Below are 11,974 nucleotides of genomic sequence, written 5' to 3'. Positions count from 1 at the left end.
GGTACGGGGCCGGGCCCGTACGCTCGCCGACGCCGGGGCCGCCCCCGGCCGTCTCGTCGCTCTCCACCGGCCGCGCGGGATCGACGCGATCGTCGGGCTCCTGGCCGTGCTCACCACCGGCGCCGCCTATCTGCCCCTGGACATCCAGGCGCCCGACGCCCGCAACGAGGCGATCCTCAAGGACAGTTGCGGAGCGCTCGCGCCCGCCCCGGCGGAGGTCGCCCGGCACGGTGAGCTCGTCCTCCCGGGCCCCGGCGCCGACGCGGACGCCGCTTACGTCATCTACACCTCCGGGTCGACCGGCACCCCCAACGGCGTGGTCGTCGCCCATGACTCACTCGCCCACTTCATCGCCGGCGCCACCCCCGTCTACGGCATCGGCCCCGACGACCGGGTCCTCCAGTTCAGCCCGCTGCACTTCGACGCCAGCGTCCAGGAGATCTTCGCCACCCTCGGCGCGGGCGGCACCCTCGTCCTGCGCACCGAGGACATGCTCGACGTCGGGGAACTCCTCACCGGCTGCGCCCACCACGACATCACCCTGCTCGACCTGCCCGCCGCGTACTGGCACGAACTCGTCTACGTCCTGGCCACCGGCTCGGCCCGCCTCCCGGACTGCCTGCGCACCGTGATCATCTACGGCGAGGCCGCGCTGCCCGAGCGGGTCGCCCAGTGGCGCGACCTGGTCGGCGACCGGGTCCGCCTGCTCAACGCGTACGGCCCCACCGAGACGACCGTGGTGGCGACCGTCGCCGACCTCACCCGGCACCGCGGCGGGCCCATCCCCATCGGCCGCCCGCTCCCCGGCGTCCGGGCCGCCGTCGTCGGCGGGGAACTGCTGCTGCTGGGCGGCGGCCTGACACGTGGATACCTCGGCCGCCCCGAACTGAACGCCCGCCGCTTCACCGAGCTGCGCGGCGAACGCGCCTACCGCACCGGCGACCTGGTCTCCATCGGGACGGACCGCCAGATCGTCTACCACGGCCGCGCCGACGACGAGGTGAAGATCGGCGGCCAGCGCATCGACCCCGCCGCCGTCGACTCCGTCCTGGCCGGCCACCCGAAGGTCCGGGAGGCCGCCGTCGTCGTCCAGCAGGACGGCGACGGCGTCAAGCGGCTCGTCGCCTTCGCCGTCACCGAGGGCGGCACCGGCGCGGAGGAGCTGCGCGACCGGGTACGCGAGCGGATGCCGGCCGCCGCGGTCCCCGCCACCGTCAGCGTGGTCGTCGCCCTGCCGCGTACCAGCTCCGGGAAGATCAACCGCAAGGCGCTGCGCACCGCCGACCCACGCCTGCCGGTCGTCGACGAGGAGCCGCTGCCCGCCGAGGACCGGGTGCCGCTCTCGCACGCGCAGCGGCGGCTGTGGCTGGTCAACCTGCTCGACGGCCCCTCGGCCGCGTACAACATGCCCGTCGTCCTCGATCTGGAGAGGGCGCCCGACCGCGCGGCGCTGGCCGCCGCCGTCGGCGACCTCGCCGAGCGGCACGAGGCGCTGCGCACCGTGTTCCTGGCGCCGGAGGACGAGCCGTACCAGCACGTCCTGGCCCCGTCGGCCGTCCGGCCGCGCACCGTCGAGTGCCGGGCCGGTGAACTCACCTCGCACGTCGCCCGGTTCACCGCCGAGTCCTTCGACCTGTCCCGCGAACTCCCGCTGCGGGTGGCCCTGTTCGTCCCCGACGAAGGGCCCGGCGCCACACTGGCCGTACTGCTCCACCACGTCGCGGGCGACGGCTGGTCCCTCGCCCCGCTGATGACCGACCTGGCCCGCGCCTACCGTGCCCGCGCCGCGGGCGTGGCACCCGACTGGGAGCCGCTGCCGGTCCAGTACGCCGACTACACCCTCTGGCAGAACGACCTCCTCGGTGACACCGACGACCCGGACTCCGCCGTCTCCCGGGGCCTCGCCCACTGGCGCGACGCCCTGGCGGGACTGCCCGCCGTGACCGCTCTGCCCCTCGACCGCCCCCGCCCCACCGCCCCGAGCCACCGCGGCGGCCTCGTCTCCACCGTCCTCGGAGCCGATGTCCACGCGCGGCTGGCCCGGCTGGCCGCCGGCCACGACGCCAGTCTTCTGATGGTGCTCCAGGCCACGCTGGGCCTCGCCCTGCGCGCGGCAGGCGGCGGCGATCGCGTCGCGCTCGGCACACCCGTCGCCGGGCGGGACGACGAAGCCCTCGACACCCTGGTCGGCTTCTTCGTCAACACACTCGTCCTGCCCACCGACACCTCCGGCGATCCGGGCTTCGCCGAGCTGCTGCGGCGGATCCGCGACACCGACCTGGCCGCCTTCGCCCACCAGCGGGTCCCGTTCGACCTGCTGGTCGAGCACCTCAACCCGCCGCGCTCGCCGGGCGTCCACCCCCTGTTCCAGGTGATGCTCACCCTGACGACAGCCGGCCCCGACGACGGAGCCTTCGGCTTCGGCCCGATCGAGGGGCGTTTCGCGGCCGAGGGCCCGGCGACCGTCAAGTTCGACCTGACCGCCGCCTGCGTGGAGCACCGGGACGCCGATGGCGCTCCCGCCGGTCTGCGGCTCGCGCTGGAGTTCGCGCACGACGTGCTCGACGAGAACACGGCCGGTATCCTCCTGGCCGCCCTGGAACGCGCCCTGCGCGCCGCCGCCGACCGCCCCGCCGACCGGGTCGCGGACGCCGAACTGGTCGGCCCCGCCGACCGCCTGGCCCTGGACGAACGCCGTGAGCGCACCGCGGCCCACGCCGCCAAGACCGCCGCCGAGGCGGCGGAGGCGGCGGCCCGCGCCGCCGACGAACCGCCCGCCGAACACGTCGACACCCTGCGGGAGATGTTCGCCGACGTCCTCGGCCTGGGCCGGGTGGGCCCCCACGAGAGCTTCTTCACCATCGGCGGCCACTCCATGAGCGGTGTACGGCTCGCCAACCGGATCCGGGCCCGCCTCGGCGCCGAGATCCAGGTCCGCGACCTGCTGCTGGCGCCCACCCCCACCGCCCTGGCCCACCGCATCGCCGACGGCCGACCCGCCCCCACGAGCACGCGGCTCGCCCCCGTGCCGGACCGGCCCGAGCACGTCCCGCTGTCGTACGCACAGCGCCGGCTGTGGTTCATCGACGCGTTCGAGGGCCCCGGCGCGGCGTACAACATCCCCCTCGTCCTGCGACCGGCCGCACCGCTCGACGCGGGCGTGCTGGCCGAGGCCCTCGCCGACCTCGCCGACCGCCACGAGGCCCTGCGCACCCGCTACCGGGCCGTCGACGGCGAACCCCACCAGGAGATCCTGCCGACGGCGCGGCCCGTTCTCGACGTCCGGGCCGTGTCCGCCGACGAGCTCGCCGCGGCGGTCGCCTCGGCCGCCGGATACGTCTTCGACCTGGCCCGGGAGATACCCCTGCGGGCCACGCTCGTGGAACCGGACGACGGCGGCGGGCAGGTGCTCGTCCTGCTGGTGCACCACATCGCTGCGGACGGCTGGTCCACCGGGCCGCTCCTCGCCGACCTGGCCCACGCCTGCGCCGCGCGCGCCGGGGGCCGTACGCCCGACTGGGAGCCACTGCCCGTCCAGTACGCCGACTACGCCCTGTGGCAGCGGGAGTTGAGCGCCGGACCGGCCGCCGACGCGCACCTGGCGTTCTGGGAGAAGACCCTCGCCGGGGCTCCCCCCGTGCTCGAACTGCCCGCCGCCCGCCCGCGCCCCGCCGAGGCCTCCCACCGCGGCGGCCACGCGCCCGTCACCGTCGACGCGGCCACTCACCAGGCCCTGGTGGCGCTGGCCCGGCGCGGCGGCGCCACGCTGTTCATGGTCCTGCAGGCCGCGCTGGCCGCCGTACTCACCCGGCACGGGGCGGGCACCGACCTGCCGCTCGCCACCATGACCGCCGGCCGCGACGACGAGCAACTCAGCGACCTGGTGGGCTTCTTCGTCAACACGCTGGTGCTGCGCACGGACACCTCCGGCGACCCCACCTTCGAAGAACTCCTCGAACGGGTCCGGGGGACCGACCTGGCCGCCTACGCACACCAGGAACTCCCCTTCGACCGCCTCGTCGAGCACCTCAACCCGCCGCGCAGCACCGCCCACCACCCGCTGACGCAGACGGTCGTCCAGCTGCACCACGACTACACGGACGGCGTGGGAGGCGCGGGGGGCGCGGGAGGCGCGGGAGGCGCACGAGGCTTCTTCCGGCAGGCCGAGCCGGGCGCCTCGGGAGAGCTCTCCACCAAGTTCGACCTCACCTTCGCGATGTGGGAGCGGCCGGACGGCGGAGTGGGCCGGGCCGGACTCGTCGGCGGTCTGGAGTACGCCACCGACCTCTTCGACGCCCCCACCGCCACGCTGCTCGCCGCCCACGTCGAGCGACTGCTGCGCGCCGTGGCCGCCGACCCGGCGACCCGGATCGGCGAGGTGGACCTGCTCACCGCGGCCGACCGATTCCGGCTGGTCACCGAGTACAACGACACCGCCACCCCCACTCCGGAGAGCGAGCGGGGCACGGTCCACGAGCTGATCGCCCGGCGGGCCGCCCGCGCCCCCGACGCGCCCGCGCTGATCACCGACGAGGAGACCGTCGGCTACGGGGAACTCGACGCCCGCGCCGCGCTGTTGGCAGCCCGGTTCCGGTCGGCCGGCGTACGCCGCGGTGACACCGTGGGTGTGCTGTTGGAGCGCGGCGTCCCGCTGGTGGTGTCGGCGCTCGCCGCCCTCAAGTGCGGCGCCGCCTACCTGCCGCTGGATCCACGGCTGCCGGCGGCCCGGACCCGGCTGATGCTGACGGACGCGCGGGCCCGGCTGGTGGCCACCGACGCGGGCCGCGCCGACACCGTGCCGCTGCCGGACGGCACCGCGCCGCCGGTGCTCGCCGTGGACGCCACCGGCCCGGGCGGCACGCCGAAACCCGCACCCGAGCACACCGCCGCCGACGACGCCACCGGGGACGCCACCGGGGACGATCTGATGTACGTGATGTTCACGTCCGGGTCGACCGGGCGCCCCAAGGGCGTCGGCGTCACCCACCGCAACGTGGCCTCGCTCGCCGCCGACCGCGACATCGCCGCCGGGGGGCCGCAGCGGATGCTGGCCCACTCGGCGACCGGGTTCGACGCCTCGGTCTTCGAGATCTGGGTGCCGCTGCTGACCGGGGGCAGCGTCGTGATCACGCGCGGGGACGGTACGGACCTCGCCGAGACCGACCGGGCCGTACGCCGGCACGGCGTCACCGCCGCCTACTTCACCATGGGTCTGTTCCATGTCATGGCCGACGAGGGCCTGGACACACTGGGGCTGCTGCGCGAGGTGTGGACCGGCGGGGACGTCGCGTCCCCCCGGGCCGTCCAACGGGTCCTCACCCACTGCCCCGAGACCGTCCTCGTCCACTCGTACGGACCCACCGAGACCACCTTCGCCTCCCACAACCAGTGGTTCACCACCCGGCAGCGCTCCCTCCGGGGCGCCGGGACGCACCTCGGCCACCCCATGGACAACACCCGCAGCCATGTCCTGGACGAAGCGCTGCGGCCCCTACCGCCGGGAGTCCCGGGGGAGTTGTACGTCGCGGGCTCCCACGTGGCCCGCGGATACAGCGGCCGCCCCGACCTGACCGCGCAGCGATTCGTCCCCGACCCGTTCGAGGCGGACGGCAGCCGCATGTACCGCACGGGTGACCGTGTGCTGTGGACCCCGGCGGGAGAACTGCGCTTCCTCGGCCGCGCGGACGACCAGGTCAAACTGCGCGGTGTCCGGATCGAACCCGGCGAGATCGAGCAGGCGCTGGCCGCGCACCCCGCCGTCGCGCAGGCCGTCGCCGTGGTCCGCGAGGACCCGCCCGGCGGCAAGGCCCTCGTCTGCTACGCCGTGCCGCGCACGGGTGACTCCGTCACCGAGACGGAACTGCTCGCGACGGCGCGCGCCGCGCTGCCCGAGCACCTCGTCCCGTCCGCGGTCGTCGTCCTCGACTCGCTGCCGCTGACCGTCAACGGCAAGCCGGACCGCGCGGCGCTGCCCGCACCGCACCGCACCGCCGGGGCGGCGGGCGGGGGCCGGCGGCCCCGTAACGCCCGTGAGGAAGTGCTGTGCGCGCTGTTCGCCGAGATCCTCGGCGTGGGCGAGGTCGGCGTCGACGACAACTTCTTCGCCCTGGGCGGTCATTCGCTGCTCGGTGTCAGGCTGGTCAGCCGCGTCCGTACGGTCCTGGGGATCGAACGCACCGTCCGCGACCTGTTCCGCTCCCCCACCCCGGCCGGGCTGCTCGGCTCGCACGACGACGGCTCGGCCGGCGCCATGGGGGTGCTGCTGCCGCTGAGCGCCCACGGCGCCCGCCGCCCGCTGTTCTGCGTCCACCCCGGCACGGGCGTCGGATGGGCCTACGCCGGGATGGCCCGGCACCTGGGGGACGACCAGCCGCTGTACGCCCTCCAGGCGCGCGCGCTGAGCGAGCCCGGCCACCGGCCGCGCACGGTCGAGGACATGGCCGACGAGTACCTGGAGCGCATCCGGCAGGTCCAGCCCTGGGGGCCGTACCGGCTGCTCGGCTGGTCCTTCGGCGGGATCGTCGCGCACGCCATGGCCGTCCGGCTCCGTGAAGCGGGCGAGCGGGTCGAGTTGCTCGCACTGCTGGACGTGCACCAGACCGGGCCCGGCAGCGTGTCCGTACTGCCTCCGGAGGAGCCCGGCGCGGCTCGTGCCGAGGGCGTCGCCGCCGAGGTGGAGCGCATCCGCCGCGAGGACCCCGTTCTCGGCGGATTCACCTCGGCCGAGATCCGCGGTGTGCTGCGCGCCTCCGAGACCCACGCCGCTCTCATGGCCCGGCATGTGCCGGGGGTGGCCGACACCGGCGCGGTGTTCTTCACCGCCCGCAGACCGGGGGAGGCGGAGGGCGCACTCGCCGCCACCTGGATTCCTTTCCTGGACGGAATAATCGAGAATCACACCGTGGAATCCGGTCATCTCCAGATGACCGAACAAGAACCTCTCGCGCACATCGGAAGAGTCATTTCGGAGAAACTCTCCGCCTTGCAGGAAAACGAACTGAGGAGCCAGTCATGAGCAATGCCGTCAACCCCTTCGACAACACCGATGGTGTCTTCCACGTCGTCGTGAACGACGAGGGCCAGCACTCCCTGTGGCCCGTCTTCGCAGACATTCCCGCAGGCTGGAGCAGTGTCTGGGGTCCCGGGAGCCGCGCCGACGCCTTGGAGTACGTCACCGCGAACTGGACCGACATCCGGCCGCGGAGCCTGGTCGCCCAGTACTCCTGACGCCCCGTTCCGAGGAAGTGGACGAAAGGGCCGTTCCCCGCGCATCCGCGCGGGAACGGCCCTTTCGCCGTGCCACCGGCCGAACGGTACGAGCAGGAATTCGGATGGGAAACTGCCGCTCGTTCCTGCCGCCCGTACTTCCGGTCGGACACTGCTTGGAAACATATTCTCAAAGGCATGAAGATACTCCTGAGCGGAACGGCTTCGGATTCCCACACCTGGAATCTCGTGTACCTGGAGCTCTTCCTTGAGGAGTTGGGGCACGAGGTCACCGCCCTGGGCCCCTGTGTGAGCCCGGAGCTGCTGACGGCCGCCTGCCGCCGGCACTCCCCCGACGTGGTGGTGCTCAGCAGTGTCAACGGTCACGGCTACCGCGACGGCCTCGCCGCCGTCCACCGGCTGCGCGCGAAGCCCGCGACGGCCGGACTGCCCGTGGTGATCGGCGGCAAGCTCGGCGTCGCCGGCTGCCGACAGGAGGCGGAGGTGGCCCGGCTGCTCGGGGCCGGCTGCGACGCCGTCCTCGCGGACGACGACCTGGACGTGCTGCGCGACTTCCTGGCCGCCCGCGCCCGCAGCCTCGCGACCCCCGACCTGGCCGCCCGTACCGCGGCCGCCCAGGCGGACGTACGCGCCGACGACCGCGCCGACACCCACGCCGACGACCGCGACCAGGTGCCGGCATGACCGCCGCCCCGCCGCCGTTCGGCGCGTACGTCGCCGCCTGCGCCGCCGTCGGCCGACTCGTCGTCCAGCCCCGCATGGGCTTCGGCGACCCCCACGCGATGCGGACCGGCCTGGAGCGGACCAGATCCGCCACCGCCACCACTGTCGGCACCCTGACCATCGACAGCTACACCCGGGTCGGTGATCTGGCCGGGGCCCGCGCCGCCGTCGCCGAGGGCGCCCCGCTCAACGGCTATCCGATCGCCACCCATCCCCGGGCCACCACCCGGGCCCTGCTCGACGCGGTACGGGACGCGGACTTCCCCGTGCAGGTACGTCACGGCTCCTCCCGGCCCCGGGCGATCATCCGCGCGCTCACCGCCGCCGGCCTGGACGCCACCGAGGGCGGCCCCGTCTCCTACTGCCTGCCCTACGGCCGTACGCCTCTGCGGGAATCGATCACCGCCTGGGCCCGCGGCTGCGAACTGCTCGTCGACAGCGCCCGCCCCGGCACCGTCCCGCACCTGGAGAGCTTCGGTGGCTGCCTCCTCGGCCAGCTCTGCCCACCGGATCTGCTCATCGCGATGAGCCTGCTGGAGTGCCTGTTCTTCGCCCAACACGGCCTGCGCAGCGTCTCCCTCAGTTACGCCCAGCAGACCGACCCGGCCCAGGACGAGGAGGCGGTACGGGCCCTGCGCCGGCTGGCCGCCGAATTCCTCCCGGCCGACGTCGACCACCACGTCGTCCTCTACACGTACATGGGTGTCTACCCCCGTACCGAACACGGAGCGACCCGCCTCCTGGAGTCGTCGGCCCGGCTCGCGGTGCGTACCGGAGCCCACCGGCTGCTCGTCAAGACAACCGCGGAGGCCCATCGCATCCCCACCGTCGAGGAGAACGTCCGGGCACTGGAGACCGCCGCCGCGGCCGCCGCGCTGGCCGGCCCCCGGCCGCCCGCGCCCCACGGCGAGGACAGCGAGGTGTACCAGGACGCCCGCACCCTGGTCGAGACCGTCCTCGGGCTCCACCCCGAGCTGTCCCGCGGCCTGCTCATCGCGTTCGAACGCGGCCTGCTGGACGTCCCGTTCTGCCTCCACCCCGACAACGCGGGCCGCTCGCGCAGCTTCATCGACCCGGCGGGCCGGCTCCGGTGGTCCCGTACCGGCGCCATGCCGATCCGCCCCGAAGCCTCCGCCAGCGCCGCTCCGCTCACCGCGGCCGGCCTGTTCACCGCCCTGCACCACGTCGCCGACCGCCACGACCGCGCCGCGCTGCCCGAACCCGTCGCCTGACACCCCACCGGCGACCCGACGCCGCCACCGCGTACCCCGGAACCACCGCGTCGGCCCGGATCGCCACCGGCACCACGAACGGCACCCGAGCACCCCGGACGCCTCAGGACCACCGACAAGGAGACCCGCCATGGACCACACCCCGCGAACCGACGGAACCGGAGCGACGCCCGGCCCGCCCCCGCTCGGCGAACACCTGCGCTCGCCCCGGCTGCGCGCCGCGATGCTCGTCCAGCAGGAGGCGCTCCACGCCGCCCGCGGCTATCTGCGGGGCGAGGGCTTCGTCGAGCTGCTGCCCCCGCTCGTCGGTCCCGTCACCGACCCCGGCGGCCGCGGCGCCAAGGCCCTGGACGTCGACTACTACGGCCACCCCTACAAGCTGATGACCAGCGCCATCCTCTACAAGCAGGCATCCCTGCACGGCTTCCCGAAGCTCTTCTACATCGCCCCCAACGTCCGTGTCGAGCCCGAGGAGACCGCCTCCACCGGCCGCCACCTCGTCGAATTCCACCAGATCGACGTGGAGATCGCCGACGCGAGCCGCGAGGAGGCACAGGAGATCGCCGCCGGTCTGCTCACCCACGTCACCGAGCAGGTCTGGACGGCCCTGCCCGGTGTCCTGGCCCAACTCGGCCGCGACGAGGTCGGCTTCGCCGATGTACGCGGCGGCAAGTACGACGTGTGCACCCACCACGAGGCCGTCAACCGGCTCCGCGCCGCCGGCCACCCGCAGAACCCCGACGGCGAGATCGACTGGGCCGGCGAGCGTCTCCTCTCCCTGGAGAGCGACCGGCCGTTCTTCATCAACGACTACCCCAAGGGCTCCCGCGGCTTCTACGACCGCGAGGACCCCGACAACCCCGGCGTCCTGCGGAACTTCGACCTGATCGCCCCGCACGGATACGGCGAACTCGTCTCCGGCAGCGAACGCGAGTCCGACTACGCGACCATCGTCACCCGTATGCGGGAGAGCGGCGAGAACCCGGCGAAGTACGCCTGGTACCTCAAGGAGGCCCGCGAGGGCATTCCCGCCAGCGCCGGATTCGGCATGGGGCTCCAGCGGCTCGTCCGGTTCCTCACGGGCCTCGACGCCGTGTGGCAGGTCAGCGCGTACCCGAAGCTCCCCGGGGTGGTGGCCCCGTGACCGCCCTCGGCGCACCCGGCTTCCCCGAACAGGAGATACGGGCCCGCGCCCGCAACGGCGCGGCCGAGGTCTTCCCCGACCCGGCCGCGTACGGCTCGGCGCTCTTCGGCCCGGACTCCGGTCACAGCAGCGGCCACGGTGACGGCGACGCCCTCGACCGCACGCGGATCGTCCCGCCCGTCTTCGCTCCCGAACGCCTCGAAAAGCTCATCGACCTCGCCCGCGAACCGGAGTTCACGGACGTCGACCTCACCACCCGGATCGGCGGCTTCACCGCGCGGCTCCCGCTGTACCTGTCCGCCTTCGGCTCCACCCGCGCCGGCAGCGGCGACCTGGCCGTCCACGCCGGCAGACAGGCCGCCCGACTCGGTATCCCCATGGTCATCGGGGAGAACATGATCCCCGTCCACGGCTACCGCCGCTCCGGCGACGCCACCCGCTCCGCGCTCCTCACCCGTATCGAGACCTATCTCGACGCCGCGCCCGACGGTGTCGGCGGCATCGTCGTCCAGCAGTCCACCGAGGACGCCGACTCCGAGGTCTGGAATCTCCTCTACAGCGACCCGGCCACCCGTCCCCTGCTGGAATCCGGGCGCCTGGCCTTCGAGTTGAAGACCGGTCAGGGCGCCAAACCCGGACTCGGCGGCATGACCGTCGTCGGCCGGACCGAGGCCGAACAGCTCGCCCGACGCTTCACCGTCCGCAAGGTCTTCGACGAGCAGGGCGAACGGCAGCTGCGCTGCGCCACCCCCGGCACGTTCACGGACGAGATCCTCCGCCAGCAGCTCCGCTTCATGCGGAACAACTTTCCCAAGGCCCTCACCTGGGTGAAGTTCCACCCCGGCCGCGACATCGCGCACGCCGCGCGGACCGCGTGGGCCGCCGGGGCCGAGGCCGTCACCGTCGACGGCGCCGAAGGCGGCACCGGCTGGGCCCCGCGCGTCTTCCTGGACCAGGTCGGCCTCCCGCTCGCCGAATGCCTGCGCCGCATCGGCCGCCCCGGCGGGTGCCTCCTCGCCAGCGGCCGTATGTGGGAGGGCGGACGGGCACTGCGCGCGCTCGCGCTCGGCGCCGACGCCGTCGGCCTCGGCCGCGCCGCCCTGATAGCCGTGGACGAGGACCCCGAACACGGCCTAGAACGCCTCGCCGACAGCATCGCCCTCGAACTGCGCCTGCTCATCAGCGCCGTCGGCAAGTACACCGTCACCGCCCTCGGTACCGAAGACCTCTGGTGGCCCGACGCCCAGCCGGCGGGCGAGCACCGGCCCGCCTCGGACCCCCTTGGAGCCACGCCATGACCGCTCGACGCCGACTTCTCCCGGACTGTTCCGTCGACGCCCGTTTCTCCCTCTCCGACATCCCCCGGATCAGCGTGGTCAGCGCGCCGGACGACGCCTCGGCCGCCGCGGCCCGGGCCGTCGCCGTACGGGCACTCACCGAGACGGGGCGCGGCTACCTCGGCGGCCGGATCGAACTGCGCACGCACGGCCGCTGTGCGCGTCCCCGCGCCCTGCGCCGAGCCGCCGACAGCGCCGTCGCCCTCGCGGTCGCGGCCACGCTCCGCGGCGAGACCACCGGCGTCCGTGTCCACGTCCGTCCCCTCCTCTGAGCTGTCGCCCCGCCGCGCCCCGCGCGCACCGACCGAGTC

Annotated in this window: 7 protein-coding genes; all 7 read left to right on the top strand. The window is 74.0% G+C overall.

Translation table 11 applies throughout. The annotated features are described in order from the left end of the window. Positions 1–7,015: non-ribosomal peptide synthetase (locus tag P3L51_RS31630; RefSeq protein ID WP_435594567.1), on the top strand; the 7,015-nt coding region annotated here is incomplete at its 5' end. After that, positions 7,012–7,227 carry an MbtH family protein gene (locus P3L51_RS31625; RefSeq protein ID WP_354608766.1) on the top strand — a complete coding sequence of 72 codons (216 nt, stop codon included), beginning with the start codon at positions 7,012–7,014 and terminating at the stop codon, positions 7,225–7,227. The genes P3L51_RS31630 and P3L51_RS31625, both read left to right, overlap by 4 nt. Before the next feature lie 177 nt (positions 7,228–7,404). Beyond that, positions 7,405–7,911, top strand: a complete 507-nt coding sequence (locus P3L51_RS31620; RefSeq protein WP_354608765.1) for a cobalamin B12-binding domain-containing protein — start codon at positions 7,405–7,407, stop codon at positions 7,909–7,911. Next, complete coding sequence (locus P3L51_RS31615; RefSeq protein ID WP_354608764.1) at positions 7,908–9,182, top strand: methylaspartate mutase; 1,275 nt, start codon at positions 7,908–7,910, stop codon at positions 9,180–9,182. Before P3L51_RS31620 ends, P3L51_RS31615 begins: the two co-directional genes overlap by 4 nt. Before the next feature lie 130 nt (positions 9,183–9,312). Beyond that, positions 9,313–10,326: an asparagine synthetase A gene (locus tag P3L51_RS31610; protein ID WP_354608763.1), complete on the top strand. Its 1,014-nt coding sequence runs from the start codon at positions 9,313–9,315 to the stop codon at positions 10,324–10,326. After that, positions 10,323–11,624 (top strand): glutamate synthase-related protein, encoded by a 1,302-nt coding sequence (locus tag P3L51_RS31605; RefSeq protein WP_354608762.1) that lies wholly within the window; start codon positions 10,323–10,325, stop codon positions 11,622–11,624. The genes P3L51_RS31610 and P3L51_RS31605 overlap by 4 nt, the downstream gene beginning before the upstream one ends. Continuing rightward, positions 11,621–11,935: a hypothetical protein gene (locus P3L51_RS31600; RefSeq protein ID WP_354608761.1), complete on the top strand. Its 315-nt coding sequence runs from the start codon at positions 11,621–11,623 to the stop codon at positions 11,933–11,935. Before P3L51_RS31605 ends, P3L51_RS31600 begins: the two co-directional genes overlap by 4 nt. Positions 11,936–11,974 lie beyond the last annotated feature (39 nt).

Origin of the sequence: Streptomyces panacea, assembly GCF_040560175.1 — a bacterium.
Classification (GTDB): Bacteria; Actinomycetota; Actinomycetes; order Streptomycetales; family Streptomycetaceae; genus Streptomyces; species Streptomyces panacea.
This window is presented reverse-complemented; position numbering and strand designations above follow the sequence as displayed.

Bases quoted from the DNA above. Each gene is read 5' to 3' on its own strand.
- P3L51_RS31625 (WP_354608766.1), top strand. From the start codon at position 7,012: ATGAGCAATGCCGTCAACCCCTTCGACAACACCGATGGTGTCTTCCAC.
- P3L51_RS31620 (WP_354608765.1), top strand. From the start codon at position 7,405: ATGAAGATACTCCTGAGCGGAACGGCTTCGGATTCCCACACCTGGAAT.
- P3L51_RS31615 (WP_354608764.1), top strand. From the start codon at position 7,908: ATGACCGCCGCCCCGCCGCCGTTCGGCGCGTACGTCGCCGCCTGCGCC.
- P3L51_RS31610 (WP_354608763.1), top strand. From the start codon at position 9,313: ATGGACCACACCCCGCGAACCGACGGAACCGGAGCGACGCCCGGCCCG.
- P3L51_RS31600 (WP_354608761.1), top strand. From the start codon at position 11,621: ATGACCGCTCGACGCCGACTTCTCCCGGACTGTTCCGTCGACGCCCGT.